The organism is Lysinibacillus contaminans (genome assembly GCF_001278945.1).
Taxonomy (GTDB): domain Bacteria; phylum Bacillota; class Bacilli; order Bacillales_A; family Planococcaceae; genus Lysinibacillus; species Lysinibacillus contaminans.
Genome location: NZ_LGRV01000003.1, coordinates 191,180 through 212,255, shown reverse-complemented (window position 1 = coordinate 212,255; position 21,076 = coordinate 191,180). Strand labels below are relative to the sequence as shown.

The following is a 21,076-nucleotide window of genomic DNA, read 5'->3' as shown; positions in this document are numbered from 1 at the left end:
CAGTACTTTAAGATTAACAGATAACAAAAAAAAATACATGAAGAACTAGTCATCATGTACTTTGAATATTAAATTTCAAATTCCTCAGATAATTTTTTATCAGGTTTCTCACCCATTATATACAACATTTGTTCAGCTACTGCTCTTGCTAACAAGGGTGGAACGGCATTTCCAATTTGCTGATATTGTTTATCTTTTGTACCCTTGAAAATAAAATCATCCTTAAATGACTGTAAACGTGCAGCTTCTCTAATACTTAATGCTACAGGATTTTCAGGATGTTGCCACATAGACTTTCTCACATTAATTACTGTTGGAGAGGGTTCATCGTACTTCAATCTCAAATATACGGTATTTTGAGTACGAGATCCATCTGTATAAGAAATTTCTTTCAATTCCTTCGAAAGACTGTGGAAGTTTTTTCCATCATTTTCTTTTAGAGCTTCGAATCTTTGTCTACTTAAAGGCTCACTTGCTGTATTAATGTGATTATAAATCACATCTTCTTTCATATTCGAACGGAAATACTTTTGCATTTTAGTAATGTTTTCTGGTAATTGATAAGGTAAATTATTTTCTACTACATCTTTTGCAGGTTTAATTGTCTCTAAGTCTTTAATTGCATCATAAACAGTAAAAGGCAATTTATTAGATTCAATTGTCGCTGGCATCTTAACATCACCGTTTTTAATTGCACTTTTTTTAACGCCCAAAATCATAAATCGTGCACGCTTTTGTGGTGTATAAAAGTCACTTGCCATCATTACCTGAGGATCGATATCATATTGTATATATTTAAAGAAGACAGTTAAATATTCAACTATATTATAGGACATCACTTCAATACTCACTCTGATTTTCCCAAAATTCACAAGAGAAATTTCTGGTTTTCCTAGACAAATAATTTTTTCTTTCTTTAGTTCATTCATGTATCTTAAGAGCTGATTAATATCAATGAAATCATAAAGTTTATCTAATGTCTCTTTATTATCATTATTACATTGTAAAATTAATGACTCTAAAACTTTTGTAGTTGTATCAATAATTTTCTTCAGACTATTATCTTCATCAGTTAGTGGTGATTCATAGGAATTAATCTCTTTTATAATTTCCTTTATTTCTTCTATTTCTTTAGTTTTTTCAACAACGTATAATTTCTTTTTCTTTAAATTACGAATAATACTACGCATTCTAGATAGATGAGTTTCTTTAAAAATTATAGGATTTTGCACTTCACATGCAGTTAAAGCCTTTATTAATTGCTCTAACTCACAATTGTTCGTTTCAATTAAAGTTAGTTCTTCAGTTACCCAGAATGGTTTATTTTTCGAACCATTAATTTCTTTTAAATGATTTTCTGAACTATAGGCATAAATTGTATTTTCAATATGCTCTGTTACAAAAAATTTATGTTTATCGGAGTTCATGGTCTTAACATTTTCCATTAGAAATGCAATCGGTCTGATTTCGTCGATAGCTCTTGCATACTCTTTTACTAGCTGATTGTTACCTGAAATTAGATGATTTTTTTGTCGATTCGCATTTGAAAACCCCTGACAAGGAGGTCCTCCAATGACAACTGTTTCATTACCATTAATATTTTTTTCTTCTAAAAATCGATTGAAATCAATCTTTGTTATGTCACTTATCCCACTATCTTCAGCTTTAATAATTATGTCTGGGTTTTTACCATGATTATCAATATATGTTTGTGTTGCTTCCTTATTAATTTCAACAGCACCAATTACTTCAAATCTTCCTGTTTGCTCAAATCCGTTGCTTAATCCACCAGCACCTGCAAACAAATCAATTAACTTAAACTTATTACTTTTATTGCTCATGTATTTCTCTCCTATGTTAAAAAACTATAGTTGCAGCATACCTTAAATCTACATCTATTTCAAGCAAACAGCGAACGTATTTTCTATAAAAAGTACATAAGCGTCAAATAACACCCATCTAGAGAATAGATGACGTTGTTCGACGCTTACATCGGATTCCCAAAGTGAAAATCCAGTTTTTTTAGTTTAAGGATTGTATCAATTATATCAATAATGTGCCCGTTATACTTGCGGTGTTCGCTTTTAATTTCCAGATGTATTGTTCACTCCTGCAATAGAGAAAAGGCGAGTAGAATTTTCAGGGTATGCAGGTTTTAGAAAAAAACATAATAATACAAATTCACTTTCCAGTAATTGTAAGAAAAATAACAACGCAGAAGAAGGCCTAATTATAAGTTAAACAATCAAGCCTGTTGGGCCTTGTTGTCTCTTTGTAATTCAAATCTTTTATAATCGCGCCCGACAATTCAATATAAACACGATTAATATATTTTCCCAAATTCATCACAGTGGAATTCAATCGTAAAAGCTTTTTCAAATGTTAGTCCATTATAATTGAAAATGCCTTCAATGTAGATACGATATGTTCGCCCTCCGTCTAGTATCGTAGCTTGCTGAAATGTTTGGTCCCACGTACCACGATGGTTAACCAATTTGGTTGAAATCGCATCCACCTCGCTAAATAATAGACGGTCCTTCTCCGAATTATACTGTGTATCAAATGTCGCTGTGACCCCAATGTTAATTAGGATATCGGAAAAATATAGATACCTGGCTTTCATTGTTTCGCCATTTGGATTAGTTACAGCAGGCTTTAAATTAGTAGACATCGCAGCAAGTTTTTCGCGTTCCGTTGCTAAAAACGCATCCACTCCCGCTTGAATCCTTTTTTCAAACACTTGCGGTTCCACCCAATCCGATTCTTTAAACTCCTCCATTGGTGAAACGCCAATAGAAATACCGATTTTCTTCTCCATTGCTTTCTCGATAATTTCTACATACTGCTGATGATACTGCCGCTTCTGTTCTTCCGTAAGTGTCAACACCTCATTCGACTCGAACGTATCTACTTGCTCCTCTTCTAACGGTGTCGGTACAGCATGCATAGTGGACGTACTTGGCTCCCCCACGCCTTTAAAAGAAAAGACAAATAGACATGTTGCCACTAAAAGCGCCAGACTGACTGTGGCAGGGATAAAGACGTACTTCTTTTTTGAACGTGTTGGATGTTGTGCATTGATTTTTCGTATGACATTTCGCTGTTGCTGTGTCGTATCACCGATTTTCATTTGTAATTGTCGTTTAATTTCATTCACTTGTCAGCACCTCCCATTGTTGAGTAGATAAGTTTTCCTTCAAACACTCCTTCGCCGTTTTCAACCGATATTTAATCGTACTTTCTGATGTATTTATAATCGTTGCGATTTCACGTATCGTTAATTCTTTAAAATAATACAGAATAATGGCTTCTCGAAATTTAATGGGTAAGGATAATACAGCATCAGCCACAATCAATTGTTCATCTTGCATAATGAGACGATTTTTCGGACGAATCATCCCAGTGAAAACATTCGTTAGTGTTTGCGTCCTGTATCGCCAGCTTTTCAAATAATCTTTGCAACGATTAATGGTCATGCGTGTTAAGTAGGTTCGCAAGCTTGATTGCGCTTGAAACTGCTCCGACTTTATCCAATAGTTAATAAACACTTCTTGTACTATATCTTCCGCAGCATTCCAATCTTTCACATAGAGATAACTGAGCTGAAGCAAATAATCATTATGTTCATGTATGATCGTTTGAAAGCTCGCATCCTCTAGTTGAACCATATGTATCCCTCCTTACTACTTATTAGACGATTCTGAAAACACTAAAGTCAAAACATATATATTTTCGTAAAAAAACAAGCCATGAAACATGACTTGTTAATGATGTACTCATTTTTAGTTTAATTGTTTTGTTCAAGTTGTCTTCCCTTTTACCGAATAATAAAGTCCATATTATTCCACTCACGTGCAAAATCAATATAAATTCTGCATGCTTTTTATTCGTTAATATTCATAAAAAAGATTCATTACAGAATAATAAGCTCCGTTTTCAATGACTTTAGTAGAAAAAAACACACTTACTTATGATACAGTTCACCGCAACATGTATATATGCGGTTACTAAAACGGCTTGAAACCTCTTATATATTATTATAATATAATAAAAAATAACCTTTCTTCGCGTAAATAATTTAAATATTTTAGGGGATTTAAATGAATAACAAAAAGCTATATTTCATTTCTAGATTTAAATCAATCGTACTTTATCTATTTTTCTTTTTCATTGTTCTTTTCATTATTTCCAAAATAATAGGTCCTCCTAAACACTATAAAACTCCTATATTAGCGATGATTTTCGGTGGATTTATTTTGGAATGGTGGCAATATCGTGATTGGAAAAAGAACGCTCATAAATAAAATGTAAGACTATCTAAATCATCTTCAAATCAACGGTTTAGATAGTCTTTTTTAAAATCGCCCTTACTTATGATTCAGTTCACCAATAATAATCCTAAAACGCCTAATCAAACTATGTATTTGCTAATAATAACAATATTTAATCACTAAATCAGCAAAAAACCTTACCTTTTGTCTACGAAATCATTTACGTTGACCAAAACACTCCCGTCGCAAATGATGTCAAAAGTGCCACATCGAATCAATTTTTTGTAGATTCCTTTCCAAATTCACCACAAAATTGTGCGCCATTCAATTCTTTACGTTCCTACGGCGAGCTACGTGAGAATGCTGCACAGCTATACATACCAACATCTTTCGTTGACCTCATCGTATTTTTTATGCCCTTTGAAAAAAAACGACGAACATTTTCTAACTCGACTTAGCGCATTTTTCAGAATTGATATACGACATATTTTTAAATAAGTGACCAATATCGCTGAAACCCTTGGTATTACCGATATTTCTCTCAAAATGACACTTATTTTTAAATAAGTTGTATATCGATTTTGACAATCGGGCTTTTTAGCATTTAAAAAGTATTCAAAAAATTATTTTCACTTTGCATTCGCACCACCTTTATGAAAACTTGCAATAATATATTTCTTTAGATAGCCTTAATGCTATCTAAGGAAAAATTGAATGGCCAAAGAATTCATGAAGTTTTATTGGTAAAGCGCTACTACCGTTTGATTCTCTTAGCAAAGCAGATTATATTTCTTCATTAAAAGAGTTTGGAACCTATCATGATGAAGAAACAATTAAATCAGTCGAGAATATGTTTTCGTTAAATTTTCATATGACAGATGATAAGAATAAGTTTGGCATGAAGCCGATTATTGAATTATATAGTGCTCACTATCAATAATTCTCTGACAAAAGCTTCTACTTGTTCTTCCTATATAAAGTAATGTTTCTTTTTCACCGTATGCTCCATACCATTTAATATGTACTCTTGTCATAATCTTTATCATCCGTCGCGCCATTTAAGATGTCGAAATAATTGCCTACTTTTTCATCAATATAGGCGATTCGTTGTTTAGCCTCCTCCAATTGGGTCAGCGCAACAGCCTGTTGCCTGCGCATAATCTCATAGCGCTCCTTCACCGTGGAATCCCCTTCTTGACAAAGGCTGATATACGTTTTTATATCATCAATCGGCATGCCGCAATGCCTTAAATGTTTCACACACAAAAGCCATTTAACCGTTGCCTCATCAAACAGACGATTATTATGATCGTCCCTCCTCAAATTCGGAACTAATCCCTGATCCGTATAGTAGCGCACCGTGTGGTTGGTCATATCAAGCAGTGCTGCTACTTCTTTCACTGTGTACATTGTTATCCCTCCCTATTATGGACGGCCAAATGACTGACTATAAAATTGTCCGGATTGGACCATTTCGCGTACCTTATCTAAACGGAGAGACTCGTACTTCGCTAGTGCTTGAATGGCCTCTTGTCCGTGTATTCCCTTTTCCACGCATTTTCCTAGTGCCACTGCATCTTGTAATGATTCGTTAAATCCGCTAGCCGTGACGGGAGCTGGTACATGTGCCGCATCGCCAACAAGCGCAATCCGCCCGTTCACTAGACGGTCCGGAACATATTCTTTAATCGGGATTCCTATGAGCGTGCGTGTTTGAATCGCATACAGCGCTGCGGACTGCCATGGTTCTGGCCAATATGAAGCCTGTTCCGCCAGCTCATTCAACGTCTGTTCGGGAATATCCGAACCGTTCAATGAATGGCGCACAACCATCCCGTCTACGCTACCAAGACGGCGCAGTAAATCACTTCGTTTATTATCGTACCATGTACAACCAATTCGCCGGCTCTCCGACTCCGAAGAACCTTCCTCTCTTTCAATAACGGAACCGAACTTAAAGCCATCGAAACTATCAAACATTTCCACCGCCGGCCCATCATAGTCAAAGCCTGGACGAAGGTGTTCAGGCAAGTCATCTTCACTCATGGAAGCAATCCACCCCATATATCCCGAGTATGTGGCATGTGGCTTATGCGGTGCAATGTGCCCCCGCACCTGACTGTTATGTCCATCCGCACCAATCAAAATATCACCACGGATCGTCTTTCCCTGATCCGTCACAACCCAAGCCGCGTCATCGTCCTGATCTAGTGCCACAACGCGAGTATTATAACGCAAATCAATTTTGACATTCCTTTTCGCTTCTGCACGTAAACGAGACTCAATCGATGACCAAAGTTGGACAGAACTTTTCCCGCCCGAAACGAGATTTTTGAGTAGCTTTTCCGTCTTGGATTGACCAAATGTTCCGCCATCTACTCGCAGCCCCGAACCACCGCGCCGATTTTCTCCGACTTTATCTACAATAGTTACGTGTACACCTTCTTGTGCAAGTGCAATGCCTGCCATCAACCCTGAAAGCGATGCGCCAACAATGACAGCCGTCGCGATTTGATCCTTTGTATTTTCGAATATATTTTTCACCATGAGCCCTCCCTCATTATTAAGGCAGTATATCACCTTCGAGTAACCCGAAGTCAATATACATCAGCAAGCTTTTAAACGTAAAAAAACCCTTACTACATTAGGATTTTCTCTAGTTTATGGAAATAACGTTCTTTTACACATACTATTTTGCATCCTCGGACCTAGTTCATTCATTTAATTATCTCAATAAAAAAAGATGACACTTAAGTTGGCATTCTTAAGATCATCTTCTGCTGTTTATCAAACTATATTCATTGGTTGTTTGGTTTTAGAGCAATAGCATTTTCGGTAATCTCACTGATATGCGTCACACGATTTCGACCATTCTCTTTCGAAGCATAAAGCGCTTGATCGGCGTTCTTCAAAATCGTAGCATCTGAATCCTGCTCAGTAAATGTAGCGATACCAATACTCACTGTTAGACTACCTGTTTTCCATTGTGCATGCTCGACGGTTTGACGTAACTGCTCTGCTATGATTTTGGACTCCGCAAGATCTGTATTAGGCAAGATGACGACGAACTCTTCACCGCCGTAGCGAGCAGCGATATCTGCCTCACGAGTCTGCGTTGTCAAAACGTGCGCTAATTGTACCAGCACCTCGTCACCTACTTGATGGCCGTATGTATCATTCACCTTCTTGAAGTGATCAATATCCAGGATAAGCAAAGAAAAAAATTTTCCCGTTTCTCTATATAAGGCGATGTGTTCTTCTAACTTTTCTTGGAAGAACCTCCTATTTTTTAATCCCGTGAGCTTATCTGTAACAGACAACTCTACCAAAATAGCATTCATTTCCATGAGCTCGGTTTGTTTTTTTTCAATTTCCAGATGCAATTGCTCCAAATTTGCGAGTGCTTGATCCTTTGCTACATACGCCTCTTCCATTTGCTTTTTAGCTGATCGTAGTTCTAGTTCATAATCAATGCGTTTTTTCATCTGAACGAGTATACAGTCAATTCTCTCCACACCATCATTTTTATATCGTCTACCGTTTAATAAATAGGGAACCGTTATGCCCTTACTATCCTTAAAACTGATAAATAATTCTTCCACATATTCATTCAGATTAATAGTAGGATAAAAATAAGAATGGAAAATAAGCTTATTTGCAATAGACATGAGGCTTTCAACATGCTCATTTAGTAAATCCTTCTGTTCATACCCCATCCATTCAAGGAAGGTTTGATTGACCTCGGTAATGATCCCTTCAGTTGTTATGGACATAAATCCACATGGCGCATAATTCAATCGTTCATACATTTCGATTATCCTTTCCTATTCCTTTCAAGATATTCCTGAATACAGCGAATCGTTTCTTCAGGATGGCTAATATGCGGATAATGACCTTTTGCCTCCATTAATAAAAACGTACTATTTTTTAAATGACTGTGTAGATATTCCCCTGCTTCAATCGGTACAATACTATCCTCAGAACATTGCATGATCAATGTTGGAACCGTCACTTTCGCTAAATCGCCGCGATGATCCGATAAAAATGTTACTTCCGCAAATTCTCTTGCAATAGTAGGATTTCCTGAAATGAAGCTACGTTCTAGATCTTTTGATAATGTCGGATTCTCAGGTTGGTTCATGGCAATAGGTGCTAGATAGCTAGCCCACCCTGCAAAATTCATTTCCATCATATCCAGTAATTCTTTAATATCGCTCTGCTCGAACCCTCCGTGATAACCATTCGTATCATTTAAATAACATGAAGATGGCCCAATCATAATTAGTTTATCAAAATAATCCGGGCGCTCGATGGATGCAAGCATGCCGATCATAGAACTGATTGAGTGTCCGATAAAGATAATATCTTTAAGCCCCATTGACTCGACGACATCTAACACATCCTGTACATAACCTTGCAATGACTTATATTTTTCAGATTGATAGGCACTTAAATCAGAATTCCCCGAACCAACATAATCAAACAACACAAGCTGATACTTTTCCTGAAATGCAGGTGTGATATACCTCCACATACTTTGATCGCAACCAAATCCATGTGCAAACACAATCGTTTTTTCACCTTGTCCAATTACCTTCACATTATTACGGTCAACAATAGCATTCATCGTATATACTCCCTCTAGAAATATCTGTAATACCTCCATTTTGAAGGTGAAAACAATAATTATCAAGATAAATCATATTTCTACTTTTAGCGAAATTTCTTTCATTTTAAGCTCTTTCGTTAAATCCGGGACAAATTTTTCACTAACTCCGCTTTACATGTATACCATTACTCTCTAATAAAATACTAATAAATGTATATTACTTAATAAATATGTATCAGCTTATTTGTTCACCATCTATGAAAACATAAAAAAAAGAAGTTAGCGATAACTTCTCATTTTTGCTTCAAGATTATTATAATTAGGCTTCTTTATCCTATTATTAGTTCCACAATCCTGCTTTTTCAAATTTCTTTTTGCCTTTAAATGCAAAGATAATAGCCCCTACATTCAAGATCAACATTATAAAAATACCATATAACACATAAGAGTAACTACCTGTTAATTCAAAGATAAAACCATATGCAGGTAATGCAACAATACCAGCAACTGCTAATCCCGTTATTGCAAGTCCATAGATTTGACTGAACTCTTTATTACCAAATAAAGCTGTTGTTAAAAGTGGACCTAATGTGCCAAGAGATGCAACAACAAATCCATATAGACCAGTAGCTATTGTAAACATCATTGGATTTTCAGGAACTATTATAAGAATTCCTACTGGAACTAACCCTAGAAGCATAGCGGAAACCGCTGTATTCTTCACGCCTATTTTATCACTGAGGAAACCGAAGAATATCGCTCCAATTACAACACCTACCGACCAAGCGCCCATTGCATTACCGGCAAACTTGATATCATAGCCTAAACCCATCGCGAATGGCGCAACATGTTGGTTAAAAGCAGCTATTGATGTATCAAAGAAGAAGAAAAGTAGTAAAAAATAAAATGCACTCGATTTTTTCGCTATGGCAGCAGTAACCCCGCTATTTGTTGTTGTTTGAACTTTAATCTCTTCATTTGGCTTAACTTCATCCATGCCATATGGCTGTAAACCTTTTTGTTGTGGAGCCATTCTAATCGTTAATAACACTACTGGAATAACAACCGCCATTACGCCTATCCCTAAGAAAATATACGTATTTCTCCAACCTTCACTAGCGATTAAGTTACCTGCTACCGGTTGAAGGAAAGCACCTATTAAACCTCCAGCTCCCACCATAATACCTATAGCCAAGCCTTTGTGCTTTTTAAACCAATTATTAATAAGTACAGGGCCTGCTAATTGTGTTACTAATACAGATCCCATTGCCATTGGGATAGCAAACAGGTACCAACCCCATACGGAGTTCATTAATCCAAACATTGCAAAGGAGCCTGCCTCCAAAATAACAGCTGCTACTAAAAGTATTCTAATGTTATATTTCGCCATCATCTTACCTGCAATTGGTAGTGATATCATTGTTACAATTGAAGATATACTAAAGTACAATGTTAAACTTCCCATTCCAATACCTAAATCTTCTGTAACTGGAGTTAAAAATAACCCACCTGTATTCATAATGCCACCTTTAGCAGCTCCTACCATTACAACTAACCCTAATAATACCCACCAAGCATAGTGGATTTTTTTCTTTGACTGACTCATGATGTCTTCCTCGTTTCAAAATTCAATTGCATGCCATTTTGTTGACACAAATCGTTATTATATTCGCTATCAAAAAGTAAGATTATTTTTCTGTTTAATAGATTTCAATTTTCGGCACCGTTGAATTGAAATTCGCAAGGTAACTTTTAATTCCTGAGTTACTTTATGTAACAACAATAACCTACTAATTATTTTGTGTCAATACTATGAACTTTCTTGTTTAACACTTTTAAATTAATAGAATTTTATGATACAATTACGTTCTTTGTATTTTGTTATTAATAGTGTAGACGAAACAAAGTATTTGTATTTTAAGGAGAGGCTAGTAATGAACGAAACGTACGATGAAGAAGGTACATACAACAAATTTGAAGAAGCCTATCAAATTATAGGGAAAAAGTGGGTATGTTTAATTATTCATTATTTACTAAATGAACCAAAAAGATTTAGTGAAATCAATTCTCTAATTCCTAGTCTAAGTAAGCGTGTTCTTACGGAGCGGATGAAAGAACTTGAAGATTGTGGGATTATTTTACGTAGTGTGATCACAAACCGTCCCGTACGTTCTGAGTATTCCTTAACTAGAAAAGGACACAATCTAGGAATTGCACTTCAAAAAGTTGAATCTTGGGCTGAAAAGTGGTTGTAGATTGATTTTGATATAGAAAGTCACAGACTGACAGATAATAACTAAAAAAATAAAATGTAAAGTGTTTCTCAATATTACTTATTTGTTCATAGTAGCTTTTTCTTCTAACCAATCGCCATCAATTTTGTATTATGCCTTTTTATTCGAGTTTTAATTTCAGTTTATTTTCATTGCTATACTTTGCGATTACGTTATATAGATAAACTTTTTTCGTTTCGTAGTTTTTAGATACAATTAAGTTCTGACATCGCTAGTATCCTTATATATACCTCTACCGATGAGATTCGGCATCTTCATAGGAGAGTGACAAGTCCTTATTTATTCACAAAAAAAGTGTAGACTTCTGTACAAGTTAGTTGTACAAGTCTACACTTTTATTTTGCTATATAGGCGCTCCTTACCAAAACCTCCACTTACAGATGATTCTATAATGAGTAGCATCTTCTATCCACGCTAGTCTAATACATGTTATCGCGCAATACCTAATAACAAAAACCATATTTTTTCATATACTTATATGATTGAGTCTTTTCAATTAAGGAGAGGAACGACATGGATGTATATGTTAGACAAGGGGATTCGCTTTGGTACTATAGCCAAGTATTTAAGATGCCTCTACAACTGATTATCGATTCCAACCGAAACGTTAACCCACAAGTACTTTCGGTAGGTCAGGCAATTAAAATACCAGGATTTGTGACTGTCGATTATCAAATAAGGCAAGGGGATACTTTATGGTCTATTGCCCAAAGTAGAAATCTTCCAGTAGACACCCTTTTTCTTGTGAACCCTGACCTTAATCCAAACCGCTTGCAAATCGGACAGACGATCCGAGTGCCGCAGCGGATTACATCAAGGCTTGTAAACGGTAAACAAAATTATGACTACAACATCATGATGAATGACATCAGAAGATTGCAATCGGTTTACCCATTTTTACAAACCCCTTCAATTGGAAATTCTGTTTTGGGGAGAGAACTACCAGAAATACTGATTGGTAACGGCGCCAAACGAGTTCATTATAATGGTTCATTTCATGCAAATGAATGGATTACGACACCGATTATTATGACCTTCTTAAATGATTATTTACTTTCTCTAACGAATCAACAACCGATTCGTGGGCTTTCTACGCCCCCTCTTTATCAACAAACGACCCTTTCCATTGTGCCGATGGTTAATCCAGATGGTGTGGATTTAGTATTAAATGGCCCACCCGATAATGAACCATGGCACAGCCAAGTTATCGAATGGAACAATGGCAGTTCAGATTTTTCCGGTTGGAAAGCCAACATTAGGGGCGTAGATTTGAATGATCAATTCCCTGCCAAATGGGAGTTGGAAAGAGAGCGGAATCCAAAGGAGCCTGGGCCAAGAGATTATGGAGGTGAAAAGCCTTTATCCGAACCTGAAGCTATTGCGATGGCAGACCTCACAAAGAACATGGATTTTGCAAGAGTACTCGCTTTCCATACACAGGGAGAAGTAATTTATTGGGGTTTTGAGGACCTTGAGCCTCCTGAAAATGAAGTCCTTGCCCAAGAGTTTGGTCGTGTCAGTGGTTATCAGCCAGTTAAAACAACTAATAGCTATGCCGGCTATAAAGATTGGTTTATACAGGACTGGCGAAGACCTGGATTTACAGTGGAGCTTGGTAAGGGAGTAAATCCGCTTCCACTTTCTCAATTCGACGAAATCTACGAAGATGTCTTAGGCATTTTTCTTTCAGGCTTATATTCATGAGTATTCAACAACATTCTGAACTGGGTTATTAACAACTCAGTTGTGTTGAGTAGGTAAATATTAAATTGTAATTTACCAAATAATTCGTTATTTATATTTTTAATACTAGCATATGTTCTTACATTTTTAGTTGATTGGAGCGGAGGGTGCTCGACTCCTGCGGGAAATACAAGCAAACCGAGACCCTGCACGGAACGAAGTGGAGGAAGCGGCTCGGTGCTTGCCCGCGGAAAGCGAGCATCCCGTAGCGGAAATCAACCTACCACTTATATATGAATGGTTAATAAACACGAATATTAACAACTATCACTCCTCCTATAACAACTAAGCTTTCACCAATAATTAATCATTTTATTGCTCATTACATATGATGCATTAATGAAACTGCTTAGGGGGAGAGCTAATGATTATACATGTCGTGAGCGCTGATGAAACGCTTTGGCAAATTGCGAACAGCTATGGTGTCGATGCGAATTCAATTGCTCAAATAAATGCATTACCCAATCCAAATCAATTAGTGGTAGGTCAGTCACTCGTCGTTCCCACACCGTATACAACCCACATTGTCAAAAGCGGAGAAACTTTGTGGTCGATTGCTCAACAATACGGCGTTTCCATTCAATCAATTATTCAAGTCAATCAATTAAGCAACCCAAATGCTCTAACACCTGGTACGAAACTATATATTCCACCCATTACACACATCGTGCAGCCTGGAGAGACACTACAACAAATCGCGAACCACTATGGTACGACCGTTCAAGCTATTATTAATGAAAATCAAATCACAAACCCAAATATGCTTTATGTTGGGATGTACTTAGTCATTCCCAGACCAAAGCCGAAGATTGAAGTAAATGCTTATACGTATCAATCGAACGAGGAAGCTGTCCAATCCCTTAATGCCATTGGCGATCTTCTTACTTATTTCAGTCCATTTGCTTATATGATTAAGGAAGATGGCACTTTAGAGCCCTTTGATGATAAGCAAATGGTGGATGCTGCCATTTCGAAAAATATAGTTCCGATGATGGCGATTACGAACTTCACTTCAACTGAAGCTGGATCCAATTTGGCGCATGTCGTTTTGTCCAATCCTGAACTACGAGAAAAAGTCATTACAAACGTGCTTCAAGTGATGCAAGAGAAAGGCTATAAAGTGCTAAACATCGACTTTGAAAATGTCTTACCTGCCGATCGTGAAAATTATAATCAATTTCTTCAATTAGCTGTTGACCGTCTCCACCCTAAAGGATATTTAGTCTCAACTGCGCTTGCACCAAAAACGAGTGCCACTCAAACTGGGACTTTATATGAAGCACATGATTATGAGGCCCACGGGCGAATCGCTGATTTTGTGGTGCTGATGACATATGAATGGGGCTATCGACTAGGCCCGCCACAAGCCATCTCCCCAATTAACGAAATGCGAAAAGTTGTGGAATATGCTCTATCAGTGATGCCTGCTGAAAAAATATTTTTAGGTTTCCAAATTTATGCCCGAGACTGGCTTCTCCCACATGCTAAAGGCCAAGAAGCGGAGACATTTAGCCCTCAAGAGGCGATTCGAAGAGCTGTAAAATATGGTGCAACTATTCAATATGACATGAAAACACAATCCCCATTTTTCCGCTATGTCGATGAACAAGGTCGGGAGCATGAAGTATGGTTTGAAGATGCCAGAAGCGCTCAAGCTAAATTTGACATGACTAAACAATATAACCTTCGCGGAATCAGCTACTGGGCATTAGGTTTCCCTTATCCACAAAACTGGGTATTGTTGAATAATAATTTTACTATTAAAAAATAAACACCTTAACTAATATGTTTTTAAATACTCTATATGAGCAAAAGTGCATCCTGAAAATACCCAATCTTTCTTATAAGGATTCATCACCATAACGAGGAGTTGATTTCCGTTCCGGCTGGGCGCTTTCCGGGGGGCGTCCGATGAGCCGTTTCACTGTTGAATCTAGTAGAGTCGTAAAATCGCTTCCACTTTTTCAATTGCATGCCATCTACAATTTTCTTAATAAGAACAAAATTCGACTTCAATTATTTCGCAAATAAACACTAAAAACATATTTTTTTATCATATTCTTCATATTTCTATACAACTAAAGACAACAATTCATCTCTTTTCACTTCACTTGTGACAAATTTATGAAACCCTATTTACCCCACACAATATGACATTTTTTTTAAATGGAGTGTTATAAAATGAAAAAGTTGATTTGATATTACTCGACAATTATTTCAAAAACTAGAGAGAAAGATGAGGGTGAATTATTGTGATACGTTTTATGTGTAAAAATTATTTGAAGGTTGAAATTGAAATAAAAAGAAAGGTTATGTATAAAAAAGCGAAAGATTTAGGGTTCACACACCCCCATGTCGTTCACTGTAGTCAAGAATTAGATGTTCTACTAAATAAGTATTCGTCACAATTATTTTAAGCGAATAAAAATAGCGATCCTTTTCTCCATATCACAGAGAAAAGGATCGCTACATACATTTTTGATTGTTTTTTTCAATGAGGCTACTTTATTTCACAAAGCCATAAAGGACAATCCCTGTCGCTACAGCAACATTTAGTGATTCAGCTTGTCCAAAAATCGGGATAATAATATTTTGGTCCGTTTTTGACAACAGCTGCGGATTGATGCCACTGCCTTCATTGCCCATCATAATCGCAAATGAGCCTGAATGTTGAATTTCGCTATACGTCACAGCATCATCTTCAAGTGCTGTACCAAATACCGGAACACCATTGTCTTGTAGCGCATCAATCCAATCCTCTAAATCACCGCGCACAACCGGTATATGGAAATGCGAGCCTTGTGCTGAACGAAGCGTCTTCGGATTGTAAAGATCTGCACAGCCCTTACCAAGCACAACCGCATCTAGTCCAGCCGCATCTGCCGTACGGATCATTGTGCCAATGTTACCTGGATCTTGCACCGCATCCACTAGCAATACCTTGCGCCAAGTAGCCATCAACTCTTCTTCTACTATCTGTTGCTTGCAAATAGCAAATACACCTTGTGTCGTTTCTGTTTCAGCAAACTCTTTCGCTACAGCTGGCGTTACTTCTACGATCGCCACGTCATCAATCGGCCAAAGCAGTGGTAAATCGACACCTTCACGTACGATTAACTGCAAGATCTGTTCTTTATTTTTTAACGCTTCCTCTACCAAATGGAAGCCTTCTACTAAAAATTCTCCTGATCGTTCACGTTCTTTGCGTGTCGTTGCTAACTTCTTCCAATATTTAACTAATGAATTTTGCGTTGATTCAATTCTCTTCATCTTACTTTGTACCGCCCTTTTTTTATATACTGTTCATTATTATAACGTACCAAGCACCAAGTGTCATATTGAAGCGTAAAAAAAGTGAATCCCATAAGCAAACAGTAGGAATTCACTAATGAGCTTATTTCAAATAATCTGGTTCAATCTGATTGTATAAGTATTGCAACTCGAGCAATTTCCATCGATAACGTTGCATCATTTCCTCAGAAGCATTTACTTCAACGTAGTGATTATGTTGGAAGACAATTTTAATCGGACCATTAGCGGTCGTTTGCGTAAGAAAGTTCAAGCTAAATACCCATACTACCTCTTTGAATCCAAAACAAGGTAGCTGCATAGCAAACAAACCTTTTGGTGACAACATAATAGGTGGATTTTTCACAAAACCTGTTGTTTCACGTGTTGCCTGAAGACATCCAGCCAGTGTTGAACCATTCATAATACAAAATCGATTCATGATTTCATTCACGTTCTTTTTCGATAACAGCCTCCCCTTTTCTGTAATCAATACTGATGAATAGCCTCCCAAATAATACGGTGCTATTGCATAAACTTGGTTCTCTTTCAGATATTGAAATTCCTTCATATCACCTTCCGTTGTCAAACTCCCTCAAAATCTTATCCAACTTCCCAGCTCAATGCGTCAATCTATTGTATTTTTCTTCTCGATGTATTGCATGTTATAGGTGACCATTCACATACACTTGGCTAAATGTCCTTCACATCTTGTCGACTCACTAATTACAGCCCGGCACAAGAATTAGCTCTGTATATTTTCTATTGTTGACATTCGTTCTCGAGTTACTAACAGGCATTTTCAACGCTACCGTTGATTACTCAACAAGATTATGTATGTCGAATACTTATGGATTTTTGAAGTGGCTGCATATTTTGACAATACGGCATACCTCCCTTGTTTTTAAAATTGCAAGGTAACCCATACAGCTACAGGTTTTCATCCCTTGCTCACTTTCAACAAAAAAATCTTATTCACCAACTGACCACCAAAGCTACCATTGCAAAAAGTTAGACGTTCACTCACTTTCCTCTTTGCGATAACCACCTCTTCTCTATTACTTATAAACTAATTATAAAATCAATTTTCAGAATTTTCAATATATTTTTACAATAATTTTCAATTACCTGTTAGTAATTACTTATATTCATCATTTAAAATGCATATTGAAAGTATCTAAATACCCATTCCTGCTAAATTATTGGTTATGACGATTTAATTGATGATTCATTTTCTAACTTTTGAAAATTACTTAAATGACTCAATTATATAAGTTAAACATAAGAATCCAGCATACTGATGCCTATACATTTGCTGAGCGCGAATGTCCGTAGTATTGTTTACTCGCTCGATGTTAAGGGCTGCTACCAATTAAAAAAATCTCTACCTTTCATTATAAAAGGAAGAGATTACTTTCAAATTGAATATTCTTCTATAGCATTAAGACGACTGAGAATATCCGCTGTATGGAGATGGAGTTCTTCGAAAGTTGCGACCAATTGCTCGGCAGTAATTGGCTTGCTAAATAAATAACCTTGAATGTAATCACACTCGCCCTCTAAAAAGAATGCGAGCTGATTGATTTCCTCAATGCCCTCTGCAACAACTTTTAACCTTAAATGCTTGGCCATAGATAATATCATAGACACAAGAGCCTCATCATTTTTGTCGTGCTGAATGTTGCGCACGAAAACACGGTCGATTTTTAAGCAATCGATTGGAAAGTCCTTTAAATAAGATAATGATGAATAACCTGTACCGAAATCATCGACAGCAATTTGGATACCAAGAGATTTCAATTCACGTAACAAGAGCGTCATTTGATCAATATTCATCGTCATACTTTCAGTGATTTCAAGCTGTAAGTAATGCGGTTCAAGCTTTGTTCGTATTAAAATATCTTCTACCTTACTGACTAAGTTTTTTTGAAATAATTGGCCTAGTGATAAATTTACGGCTATCTTCATTTTTGGTAGGCCTAATTCTTGCCACGCCTTTGCCTGCAAACAAGCTGCTTCTAATACATATTCTCCTAATTGGATAATAAGCCCAGATTCCTCTGCAATCGGAATAAAAATAGATGGGGAAACTTGACCACGTGTAGGATGTTGCCACCTTACAAGTGCCTCCACAGACTCAATTTTCCCGTTTTTCAAATTGACCTGAGGCTGATATTCCAGAAAAAATTCGTTATTTGCTAGCGCCTGATGTAACTCCTGCTCGAGACTAAGTCGGTCTGCCATGCCATCTGACATGCTTGGCGTATAAAATAGCATTCGCTTTGGAAAGCGACTCGCTTCTTTCATGGCTAACCTTGCTTGCATGAGTAAAGTTTCCTCAGACCCGCATCCTTTTGTATGTAATGCAATGCCGATATTAAGATTTCCATTTAACGAAAAATGCTGTATTTGCAATGGATCCTTCTTCATAGCAGACTTAAGTGTATAGCAAAAATGTAGTAATTCTTCCTTATTTTCATAATGTTTAATATAAATAACGAATTGATCTTCATGTAATTTTGCCGCAAAGTAATTCACTGGACATACGCTTATGATTCTATCTGCAACAAGTTTTAGCATTTTATTGGAATAACTAATACCAAGTGACGAACGAATTGTCGCTAAGCGATCAATTTCAACAGCAATGATAGCTTTTGTTCCATTGTCTACTTGTAAATCTGCCTTCAAAGTTTTCAATAAGAAACGCTCATTTGCAAGTTGTGTCACGTCGTCATGATATGCCTGATAATGTAATTCCTTTTCCGACTGTTCTAAGTTTTTTTGAATTTGCAAAAGCTTTTGGTAAGGTTTCTCTACAGATACATAGTAAATGGATTTAACAAAAAAGAAGTAGGCATAAATCTTATAAATAAGCGCTACTACATTACCGATGGCATAGGGATCCTTATAAATGGCAAATAAGACATCACTTATAATTAAATAAACTGATGCACTTACAAGCCAAGTGACTCGCTTGAATGCAAAATGATATTTTTTTATCAAAATAACAATAGCGATTACTTGTAAGCACGTTGCCGACAATTGCAATATGTTCTGCCAGAATGATTGCTGAATACCTACCACAATAAATGGCTGTAAAAAACTTGGTGGTTTAATTAGGATTACCAGCGTAATAACCGCTAAAATACTAGCTTTTCCGTATTTAACCAAACGGTGATTCGATTGGATAGGCTTTTCTCTTTTCATAATCATCAAGATAAAGCCGACTGCTAATAACAAACGTACTATGAGATGTAACCACATAGCTAAATAGGATGTTTGTATAGTATTCACAGAAACAAATGAATGTACTTCAATAATATTTACCCATTCGAAGAGGGCAATGATAAAGAAAAAGACACCGATGTTTAGCATTCGCTCTAACTTTAAATGTGAAAATACTAACCAAGTCTGTATGGCAATAGCCATTGCAAACACTATTATGATTATCTGTATAGCTAAATGAAAATAAATATATTGTTCATCCTTGAAAACATCATAAAGATGTTCACTATAAAATAGTATTGGCAGAAGTAATAGCAATGGCATGAAAATATAAACTATCTCCTTTTTTTCGATATCTGAATTAAAATGAAATCTCTCCAAAGCTATTCCTCCATTATAAAAAGTCCTTCAATTCGCTTATTACTAAAACCAATAATTACTAACTATTTTTTAGTCACATTATCAATTATTTATATATTTGTATAATTTTCAATCACATTCTACAGAATATCACTATTCCTAGTATTTGTGTACATAATATAAAAACACCCCAATATCCTATTACAATGAGCATTGGGATGTTATTCTTGAGTATTTATTGTTAAAAATTACCTATGAAAAGCTCCGAATTTTAGTCATTAGTCTCATACGTCTTTTTTTAATAGCCTCTACCGAAATAGAAAACTGTTGAGCTATTTCTATATAGCTATAGCCATCAACATAAAGTAATTGAAGTAATTCCACTTCTTCCTTCGATAGAAATTCGAAAAGCATTTCTACTAATTCAGAGCAATCCTCTACTACTATAGATTCACCACGAGTCAGTAAGACATTCAATGTTTCATCTTCCATGAGTGTGTAGCTGCTCTGATAACGCTGTTCGCTTGAAAGCTCGTTCAGAATACGACCTCTAACAGTTGTATAAATATAAGATGAAAACTTACCTTTAGTAGGATTTGCTTTTTGCCATGCCTCCCACACTGCAATCGCGGCAACTTGGCGATAATAGTCATAATTTTTATACACATTACATTTCAATAAAATCGCTGTAATCATTGGTTGCACAAGCTCTAGCACTTCTTCAAACGATTGTTCTGGCGACAACACAATCGCTTTATTCTTTGCATCAATCATTGGTTCATCCTGACGACTGTGCACAATCCATTATTCCTAGGTGATTCCATCGTAGCCTGTTCAAAAAACAGTGTCGAATAGCTTATTCGGCGGTTTTTCTTATGATTATTTTTACTATTTTCTATATGAAAATAGTAAATTATTAAGAGAAATTTTATAAACCACAAGTTTTTTTAGTACTTTACATACATATTTTTTGAAGACCTGGACAAATTATTACTAAGGAGGCGATTTAAGATGAATTTTCAAATTAGAGATGCCATTAAAGCAAATGTAAATGGCCAAACAGCAGCAGAGTTTAAGGACATTGTAGAGGATGCGATTGCACGCGGTGAAGAACATCTATTACCTGGACTTGGTGTATTTTTGGAAAAGTGGTGGCAACAATCAAGTCCTTCTGAAAGAGATGCCTTTACACAAAAGCTAGAGCAGGGATTTGCACACTAATCTATTTTTATGTATACATGCATTCCATTCCTTCCAATAGCATGATAAATTAGATTTATCAGAAT

The 21,076-nt window shown here is 36.3% G+C and carries 18 protein-coding genes; 6 read left to right on the top strand and 12 right to left on the bottom strand.

The window, feature by feature from the left end:
- Positions 1 to 68: 68 nt before the first annotated feature.
- From AEA09_RS03445 to AEA09_RS03435, 3 genes are all read right to left on the bottom strand, one after another.
- Positions 69 to 1,841 carry a DNA cytosine methyltransferase gene (locus tag AEA09_RS03445; protein ID WP_053582515.1) on the bottom strand — a complete coding sequence of 591 codons (1,773 nt, stop codon included), beginning with the start codon at positions 1,839 to 1,841 and terminating at the stop codon, positions 69 to 71.
- 482 nt (positions 1,842 to 2,323) lie between these two features.
- On the bottom strand, positions 2,324 to 3,157 hold the full coding sequence (locus AEA09_RS03440) for a hypothetical protein (protein ID WP_053582514.1): 834 nt from the start codon (positions 3,155 to 3,157) through the stop codon (positions 2,324 to 2,326).
- Positions 3,150 to 3,668 carry a sigma-70 family RNA polymerase sigma factor gene (locus tag AEA09_RS03435; RefSeq protein ID WP_053582513.1) on the bottom strand — a complete coding sequence of 173 codons (519 nt, stop codon included), beginning with the start codon at positions 3,666 to 3,668 and terminating at the stop codon, positions 3,150 to 3,152. The genes AEA09_RS03440 and AEA09_RS03435 overlap by 8 nt, the downstream gene beginning before the upstream one ends.
- Before the next feature lie 1,342 nt (positions 3,669 to 5,010).
- Here AEA09_RS03435 and AEA09_RS20695 point away from each other — a divergent pair.
- Positions 5,011 to 5,211, top strand: coding sequence for a DUF8090 domain-containing protein (locus tag AEA09_RS20695; protein ID WP_483806701.1), 201 nt, complete (start codon positions 5,011 to 5,013; stop codon positions 5,209 to 5,211).
- 74 nt (positions 5,212 to 5,285) lie between these two features.
- On the opposite strand, the gene AEA09_RS03425 is transcribed toward AEA09_RS20695, so the two are convergent.
- The 5 genes from AEA09_RS03425 to AEA09_RS03405 form a co-directional block, all read right to left on the bottom strand.
- Entirely contained in the window at positions 5,286 to 5,681 is a 396-nt protein-coding gene (locus AEA09_RS03425; protein WP_053582511.1) for a MerR family transcriptional regulator, read from the bottom strand.
- A gap of 15 nt (positions 5,682 to 5,696) precedes the next feature.
- Positions 5,697 to 6,818: an FAD-dependent oxidoreductase gene (locus AEA09_RS03420; protein ID WP_082332545.1), complete on the bottom strand. Its 1,122-nt coding sequence runs from the start codon at positions 6,816 to 6,818 to the stop codon at positions 5,697 to 5,699.
- Positions 6,819 to 7,069: 251 nt separating this feature from the next.
- Positions 7,070 to 8,080 (bottom strand): sensor domain-containing diguanylate cyclase, encoded by a 1,011-nt coding sequence (locus AEA09_RS03415; protein ID WP_053582509.1) that lies wholly within the window; start codon positions 8,078 to 8,080, stop codon positions 7,070 to 7,072.
- 5 nt (positions 8,081 to 8,085) lie between these two features.
- Positions 8,086 to 8,898, bottom strand: a complete 813-nt coding sequence (locus tag AEA09_RS03410) for an alpha/beta fold hydrolase (RefSeq protein ID WP_053582508.1) — start codon at positions 8,896 to 8,898, stop codon at positions 8,086 to 8,088.
- 322 nt (positions 8,899 to 9,220) lie between these two features.
- Positions 9,221 to 10,486 carry an MFS transporter gene (locus AEA09_RS03405; RefSeq protein ID WP_053582507.1) on the bottom strand — a complete coding sequence of 422 codons (1,266 nt, stop codon included), beginning with the start codon at positions 10,484 to 10,486 and terminating at the stop codon, positions 9,221 to 9,223.
- A 328-nt stretch (positions 10,487 to 10,814) separates the two neighbouring features.
- Here AEA09_RS03405 and AEA09_RS03400 point away from each other — a divergent pair, with 328 nt between their 5' ends.
- The 4 genes from AEA09_RS03400 (at position 10,815) to AEA09_RS19415 (ending at position 15,334) form a co-directional block, all read left to right on the top strand.
- The gene (locus AEA09_RS03400) at positions 10,815 to 11,135 is read left to right on the top strand and encodes a winged helix-turn-helix transcriptional regulator (protein ID WP_053582506.1); all 321 of its coding nucleotides are present in this window, start codon (positions 10,815 to 10,817) and stop codon (positions 11,133 to 11,135) included.
- A 552-nt stretch (positions 11,136 to 11,687) separates the two neighbouring features.
- A complete protein-coding gene (locus tag AEA09_RS03395; protein ID WP_053582505.1) occupies positions 11,688 to 12,878 on the top strand; it encodes a M14 family metallopeptidase in 1,191 nt (396 codons plus the stop codon).
- Between the two features lie 403 nt (positions 12,879 to 13,281).
- Positions 13,282 to 14,688, top strand: coding sequence for a glycoside hydrolase family 18 protein (locus AEA09_RS03390; RefSeq protein ID WP_053582504.1), 1,407 nt, complete (start codon positions 13,282 to 13,284; stop codon positions 14,686 to 14,688).
- A gap of 493 nt (positions 14,689 to 15,181) precedes the next feature.
- Positions 15,182 to 15,334, top strand: coding sequence for an aspartyl-phosphate phosphatase Spo0E family protein (locus AEA09_RS19415; protein WP_211263253.1), 153 nt, complete (start codon positions 15,182 to 15,184; stop codon positions 15,332 to 15,334).
- 88 nt (positions 15,335 to 15,422) lie between these two features.
- Here the strand turns inward: AEA09_RS19415 and AEA09_RS03385 are convergent, their stop codons facing one another.
- From AEA09_RS03385 to AEA09_RS03370, 4 genes are all read right to left on the bottom strand, one after another.
- Positions 15,423 to 16,187, bottom strand: coding sequence for a TrmH family RNA methyltransferase (locus tag AEA09_RS03385; RefSeq protein WP_053582503.1), 765 nt, complete (start codon positions 16,185 to 16,187; stop codon positions 15,423 to 15,425).
- A 124-nt stretch (positions 16,188 to 16,311) separates the two neighbouring features.
- Positions 16,312 to 16,794 carry a competence protein ComK gene (locus AEA09_RS03380; protein WP_053582502.1) on the bottom strand — a complete coding sequence of 161 codons (483 nt, stop codon included), beginning with the start codon at positions 16,792 to 16,794 and terminating at the stop codon, positions 16,312 to 16,314.
- An 827-nt stretch (positions 16,795 to 17,621) separates the two neighbouring features.
- Complete coding sequence (locus AEA09_RS03375) at positions 17,622 to 19,811, bottom strand: bifunctional diguanylate cyclase/phosphodiesterase (RefSeq protein WP_245622772.1); 2,190 nt, start codon at positions 19,809 to 19,811, stop codon at positions 17,622 to 17,624.
- 231 nt (positions 19,812 to 20,042) lie between these two features.
- Positions 20,043 to 20,588 carry a sigma-70 family RNA polymerase sigma factor gene (locus AEA09_RS03370; protein ID WP_053582501.1) on the bottom strand — a complete coding sequence of 182 codons (546 nt, stop codon included), beginning with the start codon at positions 20,586 to 20,588 and terminating at the stop codon, positions 20,043 to 20,045.
- A gap of 213 nt (positions 20,589 to 20,801) precedes the next feature.
- Between AEA09_RS03370 and sspI the strand changes: the two genes are divergently transcribed.
- Positions 20,802 to 21,011: a small acid-soluble spore protein SspI gene (sspI, locus tag AEA09_RS03365; protein ID WP_053582500.1), complete on the top strand. Its 210-nt coding sequence runs from the start codon at positions 20,802 to 20,804 to the stop codon at positions 21,009 to 21,011.
- Positions 21,012 to 21,076: the final 65 nt, after the last annotated feature.

Bases quoted from the DNA above. Each gene is read 5' to 3' on its own strand.
- AEA09_RS03445 (WP_053582515.1), bottom strand. From the start codon at position 1,841: ATGAGCAATAAAAGTAATAAGTTTAAGTTAATTGATTTGTTTGCAGGT.
- AEA09_RS03385 (WP_053582503.1), bottom strand. From the start codon at position 16,187: ATGAAGAGAATTGAATCAACGCAAAATTCATTAGTTAAATATTGGAAG.
- AEA09_RS03425 (WP_053582511.1), bottom strand. From the start codon at position 5,681: ATGTACACAGTGAAAGAAGTAGCAGCACTGCTTGATATGACCAACCAC.
- AEA09_RS03410 (WP_053582508.1), bottom strand. From the start codon at position 8,898: ATGAATGCTATTGTTGACCGTAATAATGTGAAGGTAATTGGACAAGGT.
- AEA09_RS03390 (WP_053582504.1), top strand. From the start codon at position 13,282: ATGATTATACATGTCGTGAGCGCTGATGAAACGCTTTGGCAAATTGCG.
- AEA09_RS03420 (WP_082332545.1), bottom strand. From the start codon at position 6,818: ATGGTGAAAAATATATTCGAAAATACAAAGGATCAAATCGCGACGGCT.
- AEA09_RS03435 (WP_053582513.1), bottom strand. From the start codon at position 3,668: ATGGTTCAACTAGAGGATGCGAGCTTTCAAACGATCATACATGAACAT.
- AEA09_RS03415 (WP_053582509.1), bottom strand. From the start codon at position 8,080: ATGTATGAACGATTGAATTATGCGCCATGTGGATTTATGTCCATAACA.
- sspI (WP_053582500.1), top strand. From the start codon at position 20,802: ATGAATTTTCAAATTAGAGATGCCATTAAAGCAAATGTAAATGGCCAA.
- AEA09_RS19415 (WP_211263253.1), top strand. From the start codon at position 15,182: ATGTGTAAAAATTATTTGAAGGTTGAAATTGAAATAAAAAGAAAGGTT.
- AEA09_RS03400 (WP_053582506.1), top strand. From the start codon at position 10,815: ATGAACGAAACGTACGATGAAGAAGGTACATACAACAAATTTGAAGAA.
- AEA09_RS03405 (WP_053582507.1), bottom strand. From the start codon at position 10,486: ATGAGTCAGTCAAAGAAAAAAATCCACTATGCTTGGTGGGTATTATTA.
- AEA09_RS03395 (WP_053582505.1), top strand. From the start codon at position 11,688: ATGGATGTATATGTTAGACAAGGGGATTCGCTTTGGTACTATAGCCAA.